Annotated in this window: 19 protein-coding genes; 9 read left to right on the forward strand and 10 right to left on the reverse strand. The window is 60.6% G+C overall.

All coding sequences use genetic code 11. The features are described from left to right. The gene (glpK, locus tag QD357_RS07865; protein ID WP_107108742.1) at window positions 1–1,497 is read right to left on the reverse strand and encodes a glycerol kinase GlpK; all 1,497 of its coding nucleotides are present in this window, start codon (window positions 1,495–1,497) and stop codon (window positions 1–3) included. 237 nt (window positions 1,498–1,734) lie between these two features. On the opposite strand from glpK, the gene QD357_RS07870 reads away from it, so the two are divergent. The 5 genes from QD357_RS07870 (at window position 1,735) to QD357_RS07890 (ending at window position 8,515) form a co-directional block, all read left to right on the forward strand. Continuing rightward, the gene (locus QD357_RS07870; protein WP_107108743.1) at window positions 1,735–2,511 is read left to right on the forward strand and encodes a 3-hydroxybutyrate dehydrogenase; all 777 of its coding nucleotides are present in this window, start codon (window positions 1,735–1,737) and stop codon (window positions 2,509–2,511) included. Window positions 2,512–2,683: 172 nt separating this feature from the next. After that, window positions 2,684–4,153, forward strand: coding sequence for a xanthine dehydrogenase small subunit (gene xdhA / locus QD357_RS07875; RefSeq protein ID WP_107108744.1), 1,470 nt, complete (start codon window positions 2,684–2,686; stop codon window positions 4,151–4,153). A 2-nt stretch (window positions 4,154–4,155) separates the two neighbouring features. Continuing rightward, window positions 4,156–6,492: a xanthine dehydrogenase molybdopterin binding subunit gene (gene xdhB, locus QD357_RS07880; RefSeq protein WP_107108745.1), complete on the forward strand. Its 2,337-nt coding sequence runs from the start codon at window positions 4,156–4,158 to the stop codon at window positions 6,490–6,492. Window positions 6,493–6,494: 2 nt separating this feature from the next. After that, complete coding sequence (gene xdhC, locus QD357_RS07885; protein WP_107108746.1) at window positions 6,495–7,340, forward strand: xanthine dehydrogenase accessory protein XdhC; 846 nt, start codon at window positions 6,495–6,497, stop codon at window positions 7,338–7,340. Between the two features lie 278 nt (window positions 7,341–7,618). Continuing rightward, window positions 7,619–8,515, forward strand: a complete 897-nt coding sequence (locus tag QD357_RS07890; RefSeq protein ID WP_414124132.1) for a LysR substrate-binding domain-containing protein — start codon at window positions 7,619–7,621, stop codon at window positions 8,513–8,515. Window positions 8,516–8,522: 7 nt separating this feature from the next. Here QD357_RS07890 and QD357_RS07895 read toward each other — a convergent pair whose 3' ends face one another. Next, window positions 8,523–8,855 (reverse strand): hypothetical protein, encoded by a 333-nt coding sequence (locus QD357_RS07895; RefSeq protein WP_107108749.1) that lies wholly within the window; start codon window positions 8,853–8,855, stop codon window positions 8,523–8,525. Window positions 8,856–9,091: 236 nt separating this feature from the next. On the opposite strand from QD357_RS07895, the gene QD357_RS07900 reads away from it, so the two are divergent. The 3 genes from QD357_RS07900 to QD357_RS07910 are packed head-to-tail and all read left to right on the forward strand — an operon-like array spanning window position 9,092 to window position 12,821. After that, window positions 9,092–10,330 carry a urate hydroxylase PuuD gene (locus QD357_RS07900; RefSeq protein ID WP_107108750.1) on the forward strand — a complete coding sequence of 413 codons (1,239 nt, stop codon included), beginning with the start codon at window positions 9,092–9,094 and terminating at the stop codon, window positions 10,328–10,330. Beyond that, a complete protein-coding gene (gene guaD / locus QD357_RS07905; RefSeq protein ID WP_107108751.1) occupies window positions 10,327–11,634 on the forward strand; it encodes a guanine deaminase in 1,308 nt (435 codons plus the stop codon). Before QD357_RS07900 ends, guaD begins: the two co-directional genes overlap by 4 nt. Window positions 11,635–11,681: 47 nt before the next feature. Continuing rightward, on the forward strand, window positions 11,682–12,821 hold the full coding sequence (locus tag QD357_RS07910; RefSeq protein WP_107108752.1) for an alpha-hydroxy acid oxidase: 1,140 nt from the start codon (window positions 11,682–11,684) through the stop codon (window positions 12,819–12,821). Here the strand turns inward: QD357_RS07910 and QD357_RS07915 are convergent. The 8 genes from QD357_RS07915 to QD357_RS07950 all read right to left on the reverse strand — a co-directional run bounded on the left by QD357_RS07915 (window position 12,818) and on the right by QD357_RS07950 (window position 18,443). Then, on the reverse strand, window positions 12,818–13,558 hold the full coding sequence (locus tag QD357_RS07915) for a metallophosphoesterase family protein (protein ID WP_107108753.1): 741 nt from the start codon (window positions 13,556–13,558) through the stop codon (window positions 12,818–12,820). The two genes, QD357_RS07910 and QD357_RS07915, sit on opposite strands and share 4 nt — an antisense overlap. A 3-nt stretch (window positions 13,559–13,561) precedes the next feature. Then, the gene (uraH, locus tag QD357_RS07920; RefSeq protein WP_107108754.1) at window positions 13,562–13,918 is read right to left on the reverse strand and encodes a hydroxyisourate hydrolase; all 357 of its coding nucleotides are present in this window, start codon (window positions 13,916–13,918) and stop codon (window positions 13,562–13,564) included. Beyond that, a complete protein-coding gene (locus QD357_RS07925; RefSeq protein WP_107108755.1) occupies window positions 13,915–14,415 on the reverse strand; it encodes an ureidoglycolate lyase in 501 nt (166 codons plus the stop codon). Before QD357_RS07925 ends, uraH begins: the two co-directional genes overlap by 4 nt. Window positions 14,416–14,422: 7 nt before the next feature. Continuing rightward, window positions 14,423–14,785, reverse strand: coding sequence for a DUF86 domain-containing protein (locus QD357_RS07930; protein WP_107108756.1), 363 nt, complete (start codon window positions 14,783–14,785; stop codon window positions 14,423–14,425). 136 nt (window positions 14,786–14,921) lie between these two features. Beyond that, the gene (uraD, locus tag QD357_RS07935) at window positions 14,922–15,419 is read right to left on the reverse strand and encodes a 2-oxo-4-hydroxy-4-carboxy-5-ureidoimidazoline decarboxylase (protein ID WP_107108757.1); all 498 of its coding nucleotides are present in this window, start codon (window positions 15,417–15,419) and stop codon (window positions 14,922–14,924) included. A gap of 1 nt (window position 15,420) precedes the next feature. Then, entirely contained in the window at window positions 15,421–16,347 is a 927-nt protein-coding gene (gene puuE, locus QD357_RS07940; RefSeq protein WP_107108758.1) for an allantoinase PuuE, read from the reverse strand. A gap of 93 nt (window positions 16,348–16,440) precedes the next feature. Next, window positions 16,441–17,148 carry a DUF1045 domain-containing protein gene (locus QD357_RS07945; protein WP_107108759.1) on the reverse strand — a complete coding sequence of 236 codons (708 nt, stop codon included), beginning with the start codon at window positions 17,146–17,148 and terminating at the stop codon, window positions 16,441–16,443. Window positions 17,149–17,258: 110 nt separating this feature from the next. Then, window positions 17,259–18,443, reverse strand: a complete 1,185-nt coding sequence (locus QD357_RS07950) for an NAD(P)/FAD-dependent oxidoreductase (RefSeq protein ID WP_107108760.1) — start codon at window positions 18,441–18,443, stop codon at window positions 17,259–17,261. Here QD357_RS07950 and mnmD point away from each other — a divergent pair. After that, complete coding sequence (mnmD, locus tag QD357_RS07955; RefSeq protein WP_107108761.1) at window positions 18,442–19,170, forward strand: tRNA (5-methylaminomethyl-2-thiouridine)(34)-methyltransferase MnmD; 729 nt, start codon at window positions 18,442–18,444, stop codon at window positions 19,168–19,170. The genes QD357_RS07950 and mnmD overlap by 2 nt on opposite strands.

Below are 19,170 nucleotides of genomic sequence, written 5' to 3' on the forward strand. Positions count from 1 at the left end.
TCAACCCGCACTCAAGGTGCGCGCCACGGCGTTCTTCCATCCCTTGAGCTTCGCGCTTCGCGTCTTCTCGTCCATATCGGGCTCGAAGCGCCGGTCGCGAGCCCAGGCCTTGGCAAAGCTCTTGCGGTCGGGCCAGACACCGGCACGGCTGCCGGCAAGCCAGGCGGCACCGAGCGCGGTGGTTTCCAGGATGGTGGGGCGATCGACGGGCGCGTCCAGCAGGTCGGCGAGCCGCTGCATCGTCCAGTCGGAAGCGACCATGCCACCGTCGACCCGCAAAACGGTCTCCTTGCCGCTGCCGCTCTTCCAATCCTTGTGCATGGCGTCCAGCAGGTCGCGCGACTGATAGCAGACCGCCTCCAGCGCAGCGCGAACGATTTCCGCGGGGCCGGTATTGCGCGTCAGCCCAAAGATCGCACCGCGCGCATCCGGATCCCAATGCGGCGCGCCGAGACCGGTGAAGGCCGGCACGAGATAAACCTCCTGCATCGGATCAGCCTTTTCCGCAAACCCATCGGAATCGGAAGCGCGCTTGATCGCCTTCAGTCCGTCGCGCAGCCATTGCACGGCCGCGCCCGCGATGAAGATCGAGCCTTCCAGCGCATAGGTCGTCTCGCCGTTCAACCGATAGGCGATGGTGGTCAGCAGACGATTTTTCGAGCGCACCATGTCCGTGCCGGTGTTAAGCAGCGCGAAGCAGCCGGTGCCGTAGGTAGATTTCATCATGCCGCGCTCGAAACAAGCCTGGCCGATGGTCGCCGCCTGCTGATCGCCAGCAACGCCGAGGATGGGGATTGCCGCCCCGAAGATGGATGGATCGGTGATCCCGAAATCGGCCGCGCAGTCCTTCACCTCCGGCAGCATCGCGGCGGGAACACGCAGGATCTCGAGCAGATCCTCGTCCCATTCATTGCTGCCGATATTGTACATAAGCGTCCGCGAGGCGTTGGTCGCATCGGTGACGAAACTCTTGCCGCCGGTCAGTCGCCAGATCAGGAAGGTGTCGATCGTGCCGAAGCAGAGTTCGCCCTTGGCGGCACGCGCGCGGGCGCCCTTCACATTGGCCAGCATCCACGAAAGCTTCGTGCCGGAAAAATAGGGATCGAGCAGCAGGCCTGTGTGGCGGGTGAAGAGCTTTTCCAGATCCTGCCGCTTCAGCTTGTCGCAATAGCTCGCGGTGCGGCGGTCTTGCCAGACGATGGCATTGTGGATCGGCTTGCCGGTCGCGCGGTCCCATACGACGACGGTTTCGCGTTGGTTGGTGATGCCAAGAGCGGCGATGTCCTTTGCGGTGATCCCAGCAGCTTTGATCGCCTTATTGACGGTCGCAACCACGGAAGCCCAGATTTCCTCCGGATCATGCTCGACCCAACCGGGCTTCGGATAGTGCTGCGTGAACTCCTTCTGGTCGACGCCGGCAATCTTCATGTCACCGTCGAAAACGATAGCCCGCGTCGACGTCGTTCCCTGGTCGATCGCCAAGACATAACCGCTCATGCATTCCTCCCCGATTGTTCCTGTCCTTGAAACAACAGATACGGCAGCAAAACGAATGTGAAAAGAAAGCAAAACGAAATTTTTGACGAAAATTCCTTATTCCAGCTCGCGGATATATGAAGGGAACTGTCTCCAAAGAGTCTCGCCGGGATGCGATTGCCATATCCGCCGGTTTGAGACTAACCTCAAAGCCGCTATTGCGCTGCAACAACAGCCGCGCCGTCCAAGGAGAAAATCATGGCAAGAACAGTTGTTGTCACCGGTTCTACAAGCGGCATCGGCCTCGCCATTGCGACCGCCTTTGCCGCGAAAGGTGAAAACATCGTCCTCAACGGCTTCGGCAAGCCTGAAGAAATCGATGCCATCAGAAACACGCTCGAAGCCTCCGGCGGCGGCAAGGTGATCTACCATCCGGCCGACATGACCAAGCCCGCGGAAATCGCCGACCTGATCGCGAGCGCCAATTCAACCTTCGGCAGCGTCGATGTCCTCGTCAACAATGCCGGCGTTCAGCATGTCGAGAAGATCGAGGACTTTCCGATCGAGAAGTGGGACCAGATCATTGCCATCAACCTCTCAAGCTCGTTCCATACGATGCGCGCCGCCATTCCGCTGATGAAGGCGAAGAAATACGGCCGCATCATCAATATCGCCTCGGCCCACGCCCTCGTCGCCTCGCCCTTCAAATCCGCCTATGTCGCGGCAAAACATGGTATTATGGGTCTGACCAAGACTGCGGCACTCGAGCTTGCCGAGTTCGGCGTCACCGTCAACGCCATCTGCCCCGGCTATGTCCTGACCCCTCTCGTCGAAAAGCAGATCCCGGATACGGCCAAGGCGCGCGGCATGACCGAAGAGCAGGTGAAGACCGAGGTCATCCTCAAGGCGCAGCCGACGCGTGAATTCGTCAAGGCCGAAGAAATCGCGTCATTGTCGATCTATCTTGCCAGCGACGATGCCCGTCAGGTCACCGGCACGCACGTCTCGATTGACGGTGGCTGGACTGCGGCATAACCATAGACGGTCGAGCATGATCCGAAAAGTGCGGAGCGGTTTTCGGATCAGATTATGCTCAACCGAACAGATGGAACGAGATGACGGTTCGAAGGAAAGTTATCTCGTTCTAGAGTCCGGACTGGGGTTATCCCGTGACCGGCCTTGAAAGACCAAAATAATTGGGAACGACATGAACGACAGCATCCGCCTTATCCTCAACGGCGAGGATATTTCACTTTCCAGCCTGCGCCCGACCGAGACGCTCCTCGATTTTCTGCGTCTCAACCGGCATTTGACCGGCACGAAAGAAGGATGCGCGGAAGGCGATTGCGGCGCCTGCACTGTGCTGGTCGGCCGGCTGATCGATGGCGGATTGCATTACGAGTCGGTCAATGCCTGTATCCGTTTCGTCGGATCGCTGCATGCCACCCATGTCGTCACCGTCGAACATCTGGCCGCCAAGGACGGCACGCTACACCCCGTACAGCAGGCCATGGTCGACTGTCACGGCTCGCAATGCGGTTTCTGCACGCCGGGTTTCGTCATGTCGCTTTATGGCCTGTGGCTCGCGACCGAAAAGCCGAGCCGGGCACAGATCGAAAAAGCCCTGCAAGGCAATCTCTGTCGCTGCACCGGTTACGAGCCGATCGTCAAGGCGGCCGAACAGGTAAGCCAGGCGCGTCCGAGCGCTCTGTTCGATCCTCTTGAAAAGACAAGGGCGGACATCATCGCCCGCCTCTGGGCCATGCAGGGCGGCGATACCATCACCATTGCCTCCGGCGAAGATCGCCTGATCGTGCCGGGCTCGGTCGCAGCCCTTGCGCAAGTGTTGGCCGACGAGCCGAAGGCGACCGTCGTTGCCGGCTCCACCGATGTCGGCCTCTGGGTCACCAAGCAGATGCGCAAGCTCGACCCCGTCGTATTCATCAACCATCTGACGGACTTGCAAAAGATTGTTATGGAAGACACCGGCCTCACCATCGGCGCCGGCGTCACCTACACCCAAGCCTTTGCAGCCATGGCCGAAAAGATCCCGGCGATCGCGAACCTCATCAACCGCATCGGCGGCGAGCAGGTGCGCAACATGGGCACGATCGGCGGCAACATCGCCAACGGCTCGCCCATCGGCGACACGCCGCCGCCACTGATCGCGCTCGGCGCGACCGTGAAACTGCGCTCCGTTGCCGGCACCCGCACGCTGCCGTTGGAAGACTTCTTCATCGATTACGGCAAGCAGGACCGTAATCCCGGCGAATTCGTCGAAAGCATTTTCGTGCCCTATCCCGCCGAAGACATTCATTTCGCCGTCTACAAGATCTCCAAGCGCCGGGATGAGGATATTTCGGCGCTCTGTGGCGCTTTCCACTTGGCACTGGATGCAGCCGGTAACGTCGCCGATATCCGCATCGCCTTCGGCGGCATGGCCGGCACGCCGAAGCGCGCCCGCACGGTGGAAGCCGAACTGATCGGCAAGCCCTGGACGGAAGCAACGGTCACCGCCGCCCGCTCGGCCTTCGATGCCGATTACACACCGCTCACCGACTGGCGCGCCAGCGCCGAATACCGGCAGTTGACCGCCAAAAACCTGCTCATCCGCTTCTATCTTGAAACGGCTGGTGCGCCGCAGGAATTGAAGCGCTTCGCAACGGTGGAGGCATAATCATGGACAAATCCACCTTCGAAGAACGCAAGGTCATCAACGGCTCGATGCATGGTTCGCTGAAGCACGACTCGGCGCACAAGCATGTAACGGGCGCCGCCGACTATATCGACGACCTGCCGGAGCCGGCGGACCTTCTGCATGGCGCACTTGGCCTTTCCGACCGCGCCCATGCGGACATCGCCGGCATCGACCTCTCCGCCGTGAAAGCCTATCCGGGCGTCGTCTGGGTGTTCACTGCAAAGGACATTCCCGGCGCCAACGACACCAGCTCCAACGGCATGCATGACGAGCCGCTGCTGGCCGACACCAAGGTCGAGTTTCACGGCCAGCCGATCTTCGCCGTGATCGCCGAGACCCGCGATGCAGCCCGTCGCGCCGCGCGCCTTGCCAACATCGACTATCGCGATCTGCCCCATTGGAGCGACATCGATGGCGCGCTCGCCAATGGCGCACCGGTGGTCTACGAGCCGATGACCCTGAAGCGCGGCGAGCCGGAAACCGAGATGGCCAATGCCAAGCACCGCATCAAGGCGCAGATGCGCATCGGTGGCCAGGAGCATTTCTATCTCGAAAGCCACATCGCCATGGCGATCCCCGGCGAAGACGACGAGGTTGCCGTTTGGTCGTCCACCCAGCATCCGAGCGAGATCCAGCACATCGTCGGCCATGTGCTCAACATTCCGTCCAACGCCGTCACCGTCAACGTGCGCCGCATGGGCGGCGGCTTCGGTGGCAAGGAAACGCAGGGCAACCAGTTCGCAGCCCTCGCCGCTGTCGCCGCCAAAAAGCTTGGCCGCGCCATCAAATTCCGCCCCGACCGCGACGAGGACATGGCTGCCACCGGCAAGCGCCACGATTTCCTGGTCGATTACGAGATCGGCTTCGACGACGACGGCCGCATCCACGCCGTCGACGCGACCTATGCCGCCCGCTGTGGCTTCTCCTCTGATCTCTCCGGCCCGGTCACCGACCGCGCCTTGTTCCATGCGGATTCGAGCTATTTCTATCCGCATGTCCATCTCGTCTCGAAACCGCTGAAGACGCACACTGTTTCCAACACCGCCTTCCGCGGCTTCGGCGGCCCGCAGGGCATGGTCGGCGGCGAACGGTTCATCGAAGAGATCGCCTATGCGCTGGGCAAGGACCCGCTGGAGGTCCGCCGTGCGAATTTCTACGGCCAGCCGGGCTCCGGCCGCACGCTGACGCCCTATCATCAGGAGGTGGAGGACAACATCATCCACCGTATCGTCGACGAGTTGGAAGAGAGCTCCGACTATCAGGCGCGGCGCAACGCCATCATCGAGTTCAACCGCTCCAGCCGCTTCATCCGCAAGGGTATCGCGCTGACGCCGGTGAAATTCGGCATCTCCTTCACCATGACCGCCTTCAACCAGGCCGGCGCGTTGGTGCACATCTATCAGGACGGCTCCATCCATCTGAACCATGGTGGCACGGAAATGGGCCAGGGCCTCTATACCAAGGTGGCGCAGGTTCTGGCCGACAGTTTCCAGGTGGATATCGACCGGGTGAAGATCACGGCCACCACCACCGGCAAGGTCCCGAACACCTCGGCGACGGCAGCATCCTCCGGCTCCGATCTCAACGGCATGGCAGCCTTTGACGCCGCCCGACAGATCAAGGAGCGGCTGGTTGCCTTTGCCGTCGAGAAATGGGGCGTCGCCGCCGAAGAAATACAGTTCCTGCCGAACCGGGTGCGGGTCGGCGACATGGAAATTCCCTTCCCGGATTTCATCAAGCAGGCCTATTTCGCGCGCGTGCAGCTTTCCGCCGCCGGCTTCTACAAGACGCCGAAAATCCATTGGGACCGCAAGGCCGGCCGCGGCACGCCGTTCTATTACTTCTCCTATGGCGCCGCCTGCTCCGAAGTGTCGATCGACACGCTGACCGGCGAATATCTGATCGACCGCACCGATATCCTCCACGATGTCGGCCGGTCGCTGAACCCGGCGATCGACATCGGCCAGGTCGAAGGCGCTTTCGTGCAGGGCATGGGCTGGCTGACGACCGAAGAGCTTTGGTGGGACGCCAAGGGGCGGCTGCGCACGCACGCGCCTTCGACCTACAAGATCCCCCTCGCCTCCGACCGGCCGAAGATTTTCAACGTCCGCCTTGCCGAATGGTCCGAAAATGCCGAGGCCACCGTCGGCCGCTCCAAGGCCGTCGGCGAACCGCCTTTCATGCTCAGCATCTCGGTGCTCGAAGCCTTGTCCATGGCCGTCGCTAGCGTCGCGGACTACCGCGTCTGCCCGCGGCTCGACGCGCCGGCAACGCCGGAACGGGTGCTGATGGCGGTAGAGCGGCTGAAGGGGATGTGACCATGGCGGTCCGCGAAGTGCTTTCCGGCGTCATACCCAGGAGCGACTTCCGCGCATTTCTCGCGACACGCCCCTCTTCCATCCTCATCGAGATCGTTGAAACACAGGGTTCAACGCCGCGCGAGGCTGGCACCTTCATGCTCGTTTCCGAACGTGCCATCTGGGGCACGATCGGCGGCGGGCAGTTCGAATTTTTGGCGATCCAGAACGCCCGCGAATTGCTGGCGGGCAACGGCGTCGAACTGATGGACATCCCGCTTGGGCCGGAGATCGGCCAATGCTGCGGCGGTCGCACGCAACTGTGCTTTCAGAAGATGACGGCACAATTGCTCGAAGAACTCGAAGCCAAACGGGCCAGCGAAGCGGAACATCGGCCCGAGACCTATCTCTTCGGCGCGGGACATGTCGGCCATGCTCTCGCGGCCGCGCTGGCACCTCTGCCGCTTGCGGTGACGGTGATCGAGACGCGGAAGGAGGAATTGGCAAACCTGCCGGCAGAGACGAAAACTGTGCTTTCGCCAATGCCGGAGGCGCTGGTGCGAGATATTCCGGCCGGCTCGGCCATCGTCATCCTGACCCATGATCACGCCCTCGATTTCCTGATCGCCAAGGAAGCGCTCGCTCGCACCGATCTTGCCTATGTCGGCATGATCGGCTCGGCAACCAAGCGGGCCACCTTCTCCCGTTGGCTGACCCGCGAAGGCGGCGACAAGGCCTCGCTTGAGCGACTGACGCTGCCGATCGGCGGGGCCACGGTGAAAGACAAACGTCCGGAAGTGATCGCCGCCATGACGGCCGCCGAGCTGCTGACGGCCTTCGCGGCTTACCCCATACGATCATCCTCATAACGCGGCTCGCGCCCGTCCAGAAAACCCAGATCGCGCTTAAGCCGATCCGGCATTCCCTCCAGATCCAAGTGTGGCGAAGGCTCTGTGCCCCTCATGAAGACCTGCGCCAGTGTTTCCAACATGCGGGCCAAGGCTGATGGCCCGGCGTTCGTCTGTTCGACGGCATAGCAATCCATGACAATACCTCAATCCAATCGGTGATGTGGATTGCAGTTTGCCGCTGAAAATGCTGAAATTCCAATCGAACAATCGTCTGCATACATAAAGAGAACTTATCCATGAAGCTCTCGAAACAGTTTCCGCTGAATGCGCTGCGGGTCTTCGAGGCCGCTGCCCGACACGGCAGTTTCACGCGCGCCGGTAAAGAGCTCGGCATGACGCAGACGGCCGTCAGCTATCAGATCAAGCTTCTGGAGGAGAATGTCGGCGAGCCGCTGTTCCTGAGGCGGCCGCGCCAGATCGAGTTGACCGACGCTGGCCAGCGCTTGGCGCCGAAGGTAAGCGAGGCCTTTGGCATGCTGCATGAGGCGATGGCTTCGGTCAGCAGCGATGCCGAAACCACGCTCCTCATTCACTCGACACCGACCTTCGCCTCACAATGGCTTGCTCGCCACCTGGGCTCATTTCAACTGCTGCACCCGAATGTCGCGGTACGGCTTGCCACATCAGACAAGATCATTGATTTCTCTCGCGAGTCGTCCGACATCGCCATTCGCAGTGGCCGCGGAACTTGGCCGGGGCTGCGCGCGCATCTTTTGATGAAAATGAACTTCACGCCCATGCTGAGCCCAGCGCTCGGAGCCAGCATCGGCGGCGTCCATACGCCGGCCGATCTTCTCAAACTTCGGATCATCGATGCCGGCGACCCGTGGTGGGTGCAATGGTTCGAAGCGGCTGGGGTTCCGGATCCCGGCCTGCAAGGCCGGCCGAGAAGCAGGCTTGGGGCACAATCCTTCGAAGCAAGCGCCGCCATCGCCGGACAAGGCGTCGCCGTCCTGACGCCTGAATTCTATGCCGACGACCTAGCCGCCGGCCGGCTTGTCCAGCCCTTCGATATCCTCTGCAACGATGGCTCGAATTATTGGCTCGCCTATCCCGAAAACAGACGTCACACGCCAAGAATCCGCGTTTTCCGGAATTGGATACTCGGCGAGTTCGGCATGCCGCTGGAATAGGCGTCGTTCAATAGGCCATATCCGGCGCATAGAAGCAGCGCGGCGTGTTCTCGTCCGGAAACAGACAGAGATGATAGGCTCCGTCCGGCGAACGCATCGTCTTGCGCTGTGGCAGCGTGAAGATATGGGCGTGCGTCACGTAGCGATGATCTCCGGGATAGAGTGTGATCCGATAGCCGCCCGGGATAACGGTAACCGTGCGCGAGGGGATCATCTCGCAATCACCGGTCTTGCTGTCACCGTTGCAACAATAAGGATCGTAGGACCAGCCGGAGGGCGCATCGTGCGCCATGGCGGAAGTTGCGAAGAGGAATAGTGCAAACGCCAGTATACCACGCATGGGCAAATCTCCGACGATGCGGCGAACCGGGGGCTCCGCTGCCCGTTTATCGCCGACGGCGCTGAAAAAAGCGTCCGATTTTGATCTATGGCGAACTTAACGCTCGACAAGAGCGGCAGTATATCGGTCACGGAAGTGTGTGATAATACGAAAAGTAGTCCCTCGCTCAAACTCCGCTTCCCTCTGCGCCCAACATTTTGCAAGGTGTCGAGTCGGAGGAAGAAAAGGGGACCTGAATGTATGAATACGCCATAGCGTGGGAATGGCTGGCCTTTGCTGCCCGCTGGTTCCACGTCATAACCGCCATTGCCTGGATCGGCTCGTCTTTCTATTTCATCGCGCTTGATCTTGGGCTGGTGAAGCGCCCGCATCTTCCGCCCGGCGCCTACGGCGAGGAATGGCAGGTGCATGGCGGCGGTTTCTACCACATCCAGAAATATCTGGTGGCGCCGGCCACGATGCCCGAGCACCTGACGTGGTTCAAATATGAGAGCTATTTCACCTGGCTTTCAGGCTTCCTGATGCTCTGCATCGTCTATTACGGCGGCGCAAATCTCTTCCTCATCGACCGGCATGTGCTCGATGTCAGCGTTCCCGTCGCCATCCTGATTTCGCTGGCTTCGCTCGCTGGCGGTTGGATCGTCTATGATCTGCTCTGCAAGTCGCCGCTCGGCAACAATACCTGGGGCCTGATGGTGGTGCTCTACGCCGTCCTCGTCTTCATGGCGTGGGGCTATACGCACCTGTTCACCGGCCGCGCCGCCTTCCTGCATCTCGGTGCCTTCACGGCGACGATCATGTCGGCCAATGTCTTCATGATCATCATTCCCAATCAGAAGATCGTCGTCGCCGACCTTATCGCCGGACGCACGCCCGATCCGAAATATGGCCGCATCGCAAAGCAGCGCTCGTTGCACAACAACTACCTGACGCTGCCCGTCATCTTCTTCATGCTGTCGAACCACTATCCGCTGGCCTTCGGCACCGCCTATAACTGGATCATCGCGGCGCTGGTGTTCCTCATGGGCGTCACCATCCGCCACTGGTTCAACACGACCCATGCCCGCAAGGGGCGGCCGACCTGGACCTGGATCGTCACCTTCATCCTCTTCATTCTCATCATATGGCTCTCGACCGTGCCGAAGATTCTGACCGGCGAGAAGGATGCCAACGCCATCGCACCGGCTTTCCAGCAGTTCGCATCGGATGCACACTTTCCGGCCGTGAAGCAGATGATCTCGACGCGCTGTTCGATGTGCCATGCCGCCGAGCCGGCGTTTGAAGGCATTGCGCGGGCGCCGAAGGAAGTGATGCTGGAAAACGACGCGGAAATCGCTATGCATGCCCGAGATATCTATATTCAGGCCGGCCGCAGCCACGCCATGCCTCCCGGCAACGTCACCGATGTGACGCCGGAGGAACGCAAGCTGCTGGTCGCCTGGTTCGAAAGCTCCGTCGGAGAAAAAGACCAATGATTACCCTTTTGCGCGGCCGCCTGCTCTCCTTCAAGCGTGCGCCGCAGAGCCTGAGCGACACGGACAGCTACTCGTATGAAAGCGATGGCGGCCTGCTGATCGAGAATGGCATCATCGCAGCCGTCGGTCCCTATACGGAGGTCAAAGCGAAAGCGCCCGCAGACGTCGCCGAAGTCGACCACCGGCCGCACCTGATCCTGCCGGGCTTAATCGACATGCACCTGCATTTCCCGCAGATGCAGGTCATCGCCTCCTATGCCGCAAACCTGCTGGAGTGGCTGAACACCTATACCTTCCCCGAGGAATGCCGCTTCGTCGAAAGCGCGCATGCTGAGCGTATCGCCACCCATTTCTACGATGAGCTGATCCGACACGGCACGACGACGGCAGTTGCCTATTGCTCGGTGCACAAGACCTCCGCCGATGCTTATTTTGCCGAGGCCATGCGACGCAACATGTGCATGGTCGGCGGCAAGGTGATGATGGACCGCAATGCACCGCAGGGCCTGCTCGACACACCGCAGATGGGCTACGACGAGACCCGGCAGGTGATCGCCGACTGGCATGGCAAGGGCCGCAATCATGTCGCCATCACCCCACGCTTCGCCATCACCTCAACGCCTGAGCAGATGGAAGCGACCGCCGCACTCGCGCGCGAATTCCCGGATCTGCATATCCAAACGCATCTTTCCGAGAATGACGACGAGATCAAATTTACCTGCGAGCTCTATCCGGAAGCGATCGATTACACCGATATCTATGCGCGCTACGGCCTGCTCGGCCGCAAGAGCCTGTTCGGCCACGCGATCCACCTTTCCGAACGCGAAGCCGACGCCATGAGCGAAGCCGGCGCCGTCGCCGTCCACTGCCCCACGTCCAACCTCTTCCTCGGCTCCGGCCTCTTCCCGCTGAAAGCGCTTGCTCGCCGCGAAAAACCCGTCCGCATCGGCGTCGCCACCGATATCGGCGGCGGCTCCAGCTATTCGATGCTGCGCACGATGGACGAGGCCTACAAGATCCAGCAGCTTCTCGGCGAACGGCTGAACCCATTGGAAAGCTATTACTACATGACCCTTGGCAATGCCGAGGCCCTGTCGCTGACCGATAAGATCGGCACTCTCGATCCCGGCACCGACGCCGACCTCGTGATCCTCAACGCCTCGGCAACGCCGGCCATGGCGCTGAAGATGGAAGTGGTGAAGAGCCTGACCGAGGAGCTCTTCCTGTTGCAGACCATGGGGGATGATCGGGCGATCATCGAAACCTATGTCGCTGGAAAGCCGATGAAATCGATCCTGCAATAAAGCGATCCGACCTCGCCGCAATGTAACCGCCCAGAGGACAAACAGCCATGACCGCGCCGCTCACCATTGCCGAACTGAAGAAGCTCGCTCAGCGGCGCGTCCCGAAGATGTTCTTCCAGTATGCCGATTCCGGTTCTTGGACGGAGTCGACCTACCAGGCGAACGAGGCTGACTTCGCCAAGATCAAGCTGCGTCAACGCGTGCTCGTCGACATGTCCGACCGGTCGCTGGCAACCAGCATGGTCGGCCAGAAGGCTGCCATGCCGGTGGCGCTGGCGCCGACGGGTCTTACCGGCATGCAGCACGCCGATGGCGAGATGCTGGCGGCTCGCGCGGCGGAAGAATTCGGCATTCCTTTCACGCTCTCGACGATGAGCATCTGCTCGATCGAAGACATCGCCGCGGTCACGAAGCAGCCCTTCTGGTTCCAGCTCTACGTCATGAAGGACCGCGATTTCGTCTTGAACCTGATCCAGCGCGCCAAGGCGGCGAAATGCTCGGCACTCGTGTTGACGGCCGACCTGCAGATTCTCGGCCAGCGCCACAACGACATCCGCAACGGATTGTCGGCGCCGCCGAAAATGACGGCGAAAAATCTCTGGCAGATGGCAACACGGCCCGGCTGGTGCATAGGCATGCTGAAGACGAAGCGTCATTCCTTTGGCAATATCATCGGCCATGCCAAGGATATCTCCGACATGACGACGCTGTCGCACTGGACGCATTCGCAGTTCGATACCAAGCTTTCATGGAGCGATGTCGGCTGGATCAAGGAGCGCTGGGGCGGGCCGCTGATCATCAAGGGAATCCTCGACGTCGAGGATGCGAAGGCCGCCGTCGCTACCGGTGCGGACGCGATCATCGTTTCCAACCACGGCGGCCGGCAGCTTGACGGCGCTCCTTCGTCCATCAGCATGCTGCCGAGGATCGTCGACGCCGTCGGCGACAGGATCGAGGTACACCTCGATGGCGGCATCCGCTCCGGCCAGGACGTGCTCAAGGCCATGGCCCTCGGCGCCAAAGGCACCTTCATCGGCCGCCCTTTCCTCTATGGTCTGGGTGCCATGGGTAAGGAGGGCGTGACCCTCGCGCTTGAGATCATCCGCAAGGAGCTGGATATCTCCATGGCGCTCTGTGGCAAGCGGGATATCAAGACGGTGAATCGATCGATCCTCGCCGATCTCTAACGCAACCAGCCCGTCGCCAGACCGCTAGCCCATTCCATGCGGCCATTCTGCGCCGCCAGCTTCGCCATCGCCATGTGATCGTAGGCCACCTGCCGGAATATAGGCAGCCACATGCCGTCCACCTTCTCCAGAATGGCATAGGAGGCGAAGGGATGGCCTGCTTCAACCTTATGAAAATGAGGCAGATCGTCGTCGTAGGCGGGGCAGCCGACGCTGCCGGGATTGACGATCAGGCGGCCATCGGCAAGCCTGACAACGCGCTGAATATGAGTATGTCCGCACAGGATCAGTGGAAAATCGATGCCGGCGGCCAGTGCTTCGATTTCCTCGATGGGCTTCTGATAGACATGACCGTCTGGCGAGACGGATTCGAGCCAATAGGTATTATCGTCTTTGGGCGTCGCATGGCAAAGATAGGCCTCGTCCCTATAGACGGCACTGAAGGGCAAGCTACGCAGCCAATCGAGATGACGCTCGGCCAGTTCGGCATGGGCGGCACTATCCGAAGCGTGCATCTGCTCGGGCATCTGCTCGATCAGATACCGATCATGGTTGCCGCGAACCGTCACGGCATCAAGCGCAAGGAGAATATCCGCTGTCTTTCCCGCCGTCAGCGGCCCGCTAAAGCAGTCACCGAGATTGACGATGTCGGCAATGCCCTCCCCGCGGATATCCGCAAGCACCGCCTCCAGAGCCAGATGATTGCCATGTACATCCGCAATCGCCGCAAAACGCAAGTCTCAGCTCCCGCGATAGGTGGAATAGCCGTAGGGCGAGATCAGCAGCGGCACATGGTAATGCGCCGTCGTATCGGCAATGCCGAAACGGATCGGCACAAGATCGAGGAACGCCGGCTCCGGCAGCTTGGCGCCGGTTGCTCGTAGATAGTCGCCGGCGCGGAAGAGCAGCTCGTAAGTCCCGGCGATAAAACTGTCGTCGACCAGGATCGGCCCGCCGTCGACGCGCCCATCCGAATTGGTCGTGACCGTCTTCAGATGCCTCCGCGTCTCACCCTCGATCTTGAAAAGATCGATCGTCAAGCCTTCGGCGGGCTTACCGAGAGCAGTGTCGAGCACATGGGTGGTCAATCCGGTCATAGCGTCGGCGCTCCGATGATGAAGGGGGTGTCGAAGAAATATTCCTCGAGATTATTTCCAGGCCCGTCGCGATCCACGATGAGAAAATCACTCCGCTCGCCGAGCGCCATGAGGGGATAGTGCCAGACATTGCGGTAATAATTCACGCCCTGATCGCCTTGCGCCAGGAAAACTTGCGGCCTGCCGGGCTTGCCGCCCTCATCACGCGCGACCACAACGAGGAACGGCCAGCCGTTCAACGGTACGAAGCACTGGCTGCCGAAGGGATGACGCTCCATCATGTCGATCGAGAAGGGAAAGGCACGCGGCTGGCCGCGAAACAGATTGATGATGACCCTCGCTTCGTCGCCCACGGCCTCCGCGCTCGAAAGCGCATGAAACCGCTCCGTCGTGCCGCCATTGATGAATCGCATCGTGGTCGGATCAGCCTCGATCACATCGCCGAACGGCGCGAATGCGGCTTTTGTCAAAGGCTTGATGTCCAGATGCTGTGTCATTGAATGATCATTCGCCTTCCGCGCGCCAATGGCGAATGGACTCCAATCGCAGGAGCAGCTCCGGAAGAGATTTCTGTGCGATGTCCCATAGGGTCGTCAACTCGATGTCGAAATATCCCTGCATAATCCGATTCCTGAAGTCGCGCATCTCATCCCAAGACAACTCCGGATGGTCAACGACAAACTCAGGATAGTCCTCCGCAATGCGCGCAGCCGCCTCGCCGATCAACATGAGATTCATGCCGGTAGCACGCTGCTTCTCAACATTTTTGAAAAACGCTGCTTGATCGACTCCTCGAAGGAATTGATCAATTTCAGATGCAGCCCGCTGCATGCGCTCAAGGTAAATGATCAGCCGATCCAAACTCATACCGGCTTCACTTCGTCGACAATGGTCTGCCGTCTGCTTCCAGCTCTATCCAATGCTTTCCAAAGCCTCATCACAGCACCCTACCGAGCGGATACTAAGCCATGAACGGACCGAAACATAGCGTGCAGGCCGCGCATCAGCCTTCAGGAAGCATGGATTGCAGCCGCAGCAGGGCGATCTTCTCCACCTGCGCCGTCGCGGTCGCAAATTCCGCGTCCCGGTCATTGCCGATCCGTGTTTCGAAGGCGGCAAGAATGTCGTCTTTGCCCAGCCCCTTGACCGCAATGATAAAAGGGAAGCCGAATTTCGCTACGTAAGCCGTATTGAGCTCGGTGAAGCGCGCATGCTCGGCCGGTGTCAGCCGGTCAAGCCCGGCGCCTGCCTGCTCCTTGCGGCTGTCTTCGGTGAGCTTGCCGGCGATTGCGAGCCGACCGGCGAGATCGGGATGCGCGCGCAAAACGCCAAGCCGCTCGTCAGCGCTGGCAGCGCGGAAGATGGCGGTCAGCGCGCCATGGACACCGCCCGATGTCAAAGGCTCGGCAATTTTTCCGGTGTCATAAGCGCGTTCGGCGATGAACGGAGAGTGCTCAAAGACGCCGCCGAAGTGGGTCACGAAATCATCACGCGATATCATCTCAGGGCGCGCCTACGGGAAGGTGATGCTGGTGCCAATGGTTGGCGATCTCGATGCGCTTGGGTATCCAGACCTTGTCGTGCTTCAGCACATATTCAATGAAGCGCCTGAGCGCCGCTGCGCGACCCGGTCGCCCAACCAGACGGCAATGGAGGCCGACCGACATCATCTTCGGGCTCCCCTGCTTGCCCTCTTCATAGAGCGTGTCGAAAGCATCCTTGAGATAGGTGAAGAACTGATCGCCGGAATTGAAGCCCTGTGGCGTGGCGAAGCGCATATCGTTGGTTTCGAGCGTGTAGGGGATGATCAGAAATGGCTTACCGTCGATGCCATCGACCCAATAAGGCAGATCGTCGGCATAGGAATCCGACGAATAGAGGAAGCCGCCTTCCTCCATCACCAGCCGCAGCGTATTGTCGGAGGGCTTGCCCTGGTACATGCCATAGGGCCGCTCACCGGTCAGCTCTGTATGCAGGCGCACGGCTTCGAGGATGTGCTTGCGCTCCAGATCCTCTGAAAAATCCTTATATTCCAGCCAGCGATAGCCATGACTGGCAATTTCCCAACCGGCTTCCTTCATGGCGGCGACCGCTTCAGGATTGCGCGCCATGGCGAGCGTCACGCCATAGACGGTCGCCTGTACCTTGAGTTCGGTAAACATGCGCCACAGCCGCCAGAAGCCCGCGCGCGAACCATATTCGTAGATCGATTCCATGTTGAGATTGCGCTGGTTTGGCCACGAGGCCGCACCCACGATCTCGGAGAGCAGGTTTTCGGAGCCACCATCACCATCGAGAATGCAGCTTTCCCCGCCCTCTTCGTAATTGATCACGAACTGCACCGCGACGCGGGCGTCACCCGGCCATTTCGGATCGGGTGTATTGCGGCCATAGCCGACGAGATTGCGGGGATAGGTATCGGACATCAAAGCACCTTCTCGAATATGCGAGGACGGTAGCATTCACGGCCGGAATGTCGAGACGGAAAGTGTGAAATCTACTTTCCTTTCAACGTCGAGGTCTCAGGCGATCTTACGGGCGCTGACCTTGCCCATGGGATGCAGCGAGTGCACCCGGAACGGCCCGCCCGTGCCCTCTTCCATCATCAGCGCGATGTTCGACACCGGCATCGGCTCGGCAAGCACCGGCTCGAAGAAATCGCGCAACACCCGCTCCATCCGCGGCAGATCGGCGGGGCTGACCGTGCCGGTCAACATCATCTGGAAGCGGAATTCGTCCATCACATGCGGATGGCCCCATCGATGCAAATTGGCGAACTGCGCTGCCGACAGGCCGTCGGGATCGCTGCGCTCGATTTCCGCTTCGGTCAGCGGCGCGCGATAGTGATCGAAGGCCTGGATCAGCGACGCCGCCAGGAAATTCATCTGCTGAGATGGTTCTGATGGCACCAGCCCGAATGCACCGCCGAGACGCGCGACCTCCATCCGCGGAATCTCAAACGGCGTCACGGTGCCGGAAAAACGCATGAGATCGCGCAGAAGCGCCGCCTCGGACATATCCTCAGCCAGGCGAAACGGCGCTTTCAAAGTGCCGTTGAAGCCATAACGGCGCGGCACGGCGGTATGGAAGGCGATTTCATGAATGCCGAGGCCGCGAATAGCGGGCGGATCGACCATCTCGCCGGAATAGACATTGCGGCCGAGCCAATTTGCGGCCACGAGCGTCAGCGGATCGCTCGCAGACGGCGTGAAGCAAATGGCGTAGCGCATAAAATCTCCTCCAGAGCGCGAAAAGCCGGCCGACCGATCCAACCGGCAGCCGATGGGCAAGGAGATAGGTGATTTGCGTGACAGATTAACGACCTGAACGGCGTTTATATTCACGTTTTATGTGATGCTACCATAATGTGATGCGAAAGGGCGAAGCCTTCGGGCAGCTTGAAAGAACAGGGAATTTCCATGGCCTCCCGGATCGCTGCTTCGGCCAGGCGATGCGCAAGGCCGAAGCTGACCTTGAAGCCGCCGGTCAGCGCGATGAGCCGCGGATGGTCCGGATGCGCTCCCACCATGGGGTCCCGATCGATCGCCTTCGGCCGCAAGCCGGCCCAGCGTTCGACCACTTCGGCATCCGCCAGTTCCGGCGCCATTGTTCGCGCAGCGGTCAGCAGCTTATCCAACTGACCATCCGTCGATACCGGATCGTCGAAGCGGTTCTCGCTCGTGCTGCCGACTGCGACCAATCCGCCCTCATGCGGAACGATATAGAGCCCATCGCGGAAAATCACCGGCGAGCCGAGATCGACATCCGCTTTCAGCAGCGCCGCCTGACCCTTGACCGGCTGACCGAGTAAAGAATGACGTCCGGGCGTCAATCCATCCAATAGCGGAAAGGAGCGATGCCCGGAGGAGAGGATGCAACGGCTAAAGCAAATGGTGCCTTCGCGAGTCGTCGCGATACCGCGATCTGGATCGATACTTTGGATTTCCAGACCTTCGGCAAGCCGGACATGCTTCGCCCTATCAAGAAAGCCGGTAAGAACCCTTATGAAAGCTCGCGGCGCCACGCGGGCGGCGAGCGTGTCGAAGACGAATCCGCTGTCGCCGGCGGCCGGATCGATCCAGCCGTCTACCGGCGCAGCTTCGAGCACATGCCAATGAAATCGCCGCTCGCCATGATGCCAATGCGTTTCGGCATCCTGCGAGTGGCCCAAAGCGATCTTATGTAGATGCGGCTTCGGCAAAGGCATCAGCCGGCCGGAACGACGGTATCCGGCGGCAAGCCCGGTTTCCGCTTCCATCGCGGCAATCTCGTCCTCGAGAGAAACCAGCGCATCGAACTGGAACTGCTTCTTCTCAGACCACTTATCCGGCATATGCGGCATCAGCGCGCCCAGCAGGCCGCCGCTTGCCCCCTGCCCCAGCCGACCTGCGTCGACGAGCAGAGTCTCGATGCCCAGACGCTCCGCATGCACCGCCGCCCAAAGGCCCATGATGCCGCCGCCGACGATCAGCAGTTCGACGGATGATTGACCGGCAAGCCCCGGAGGATTATCGGCTCTTCCCATGACAGATCCAGTTTCCGATCAGACGCCCGCGGCAAACACTAATGCGGCAAGCCAAACGCTGGAATGGCGCGACGGCGATATGCCCTATTCGACCGCCTTTGGCGACCATTTTTATTGCCAGACCGATGGCCGGCTGGAATGCGGCCATGTCTTTCTCGCCGGCAACGGTCTGCCCGCGCGCTGGGATGAGCAACGGAGCTTCCTGATCGGCGAGCTTGGTTTCGGCACCGGCCTGAATTTCTGCGAGACCTGGCGGCAATGGCGCCAGCACCGCAAACAGGGTTCGCAACTTCACTTCATGTCCTTCGAGCTCTATCCGATGCGCGCCGCGGAGATCGACCGCGCGCTGTCGCACTGGCCGGAAATCGATGTCGAACGTCGGGCACTCGTCGCCGCCTGGCCGGAAGAACCGCGCGACATCGTCACGCTCGCCCTCGATGCTGAGACGCGCTTGAGCGTCGTCTGTGGCCCGGCGATCGACGGCGTGCGCCAAGCTGCAACAGGCTTCGACGCCTGGTACCTCGACGGCTTTGCCCCTTCCAGAAACGGCGATATGTGGTCGCCGGAGCTGATGCAGTTCCTCCATGACAAGACCGTCGCCGGCGGCACCTTCGCCACCTATGCCGCCGCCGGTTTCGTGCGTCGCAACCTGCAGGCGGCGGGCTTCACGGTCGAGCGGCGCAAAGGATTTGCGGGAAAACGCGAAATGCTCTGCGGCGTCAAATAA

Origin of the sequence: Rhizobium sp. BR 317, from assembly GCF_047445835.1 — a bacterium.
GTDB lineage: Bacteria > Pseudomonadota > Alphaproteobacteria > Rhizobiales > Rhizobiaceae > Rhizobium > Rhizobium paranaense.

Coding starts and splice junctions, on each gene's coding strand:
- mnmD (WP_107108761.1), top strand. CDS start 18,442: ATGACAGATCCAGTTTCCGATCAGACGCCCGCGGCAAACACTAATGCG.
- uraH (WP_107108754.1), bottom strand. CDS start 13,918: ATGACCGGATTGACCACCCATGTGCTCGACACTGCTCTCGGTAAGCCC.
- QD357_RS07890 (WP_414124132.1), top strand. CDS start 7,619: ATGAAGCTCTCGAAACAGTTTCCGCTGAATGCGCTGCGGGTCTTCGAG.
- QD357_RS07870 (WP_107108743.1), top strand. CDS start 1,735: ATGGCAAGAACAGTTGTTGTCACCGGTTCTACAAGCGGCATCGGCCTC.
- QD357_RS07925 (WP_107108755.1), bottom strand. CDS start 14,415: ATGACACAGCATCTGGACATCAAGCCTTTGACAAAAGCCGCATTCGCG.
- QD357_RS07900 (WP_107108750.1), top strand. CDS start 9,092: ATGTATGAATACGCCATAGCGTGGGAATGGCTGGCCTTTGCTGCCCGC.
- QD357_RS07950 (WP_107108760.1), bottom strand. CDS start 18,443: ATGGGAAGAGCCGATAATCCTCCGGGGCTTGCCGGTCAATCATCCGTC.
- xdhA (WP_107108744.1), top strand. CDS start 2,684: ATGAACGACAGCATCCGCCTTATCCTCAACGGCGAGGATATTTCACTT.
- QD357_RS07930 (WP_107108756.1), bottom strand. CDS start 14,785: ATGAGTTTGGATCGGCTGATCATTTACCTTGAGCGCATGCAGCGGGCT.
- glpK (WP_107108742.1), bottom strand. CDS start 1,497: ATGAGCGGTTATGTCTTGGCGATCGACCAGGGAACGACGTCGACGCGG.
- QD357_RS07895 (WP_107108749.1), bottom strand. CDS start 8,855: ATGCGTGGTATACTGGCGTTTGCACTATTCCTCTTCGCAACTTCCGCC.
- QD357_RS07910 (WP_107108752.1), top strand. CDS start 11,682: ATGACCGCGCCGCTCACCATTGCCGAACTGAAGAAGCTCGCTCAGCGG.
- uraD (WP_107108757.1), bottom strand. CDS start 15,419: ATGATATCGCGTGATGATTTCGTGACCCACTTCGGCGGCGTCTTTGAG.
- xdhB (WP_107108745.1), top strand. CDS start 4,156: ATGGACAAATCCACCTTCGAAGAACGCAAGGTCATCAACGGCTCGATG.
- QD357_RS07945 (WP_107108759.1), bottom strand. CDS start 17,148: ATGCGCTACGCCATTTGCTTCACGCCGTCTGCGAGCGATCCGCTGACG.
- xdhC (WP_107108746.1), top strand. CDS start 6,495: ATGGCGGTCCGCGAAGTGCTTTCCGGCGTCATACCCAGGAGCGACTTC.
- guaD (WP_107108751.1), top strand. CDS start 10,327: ATGATTACCCTTTTGCGCGGCCGCCTGCTCTCCTTCAAGCGTGCGCCG.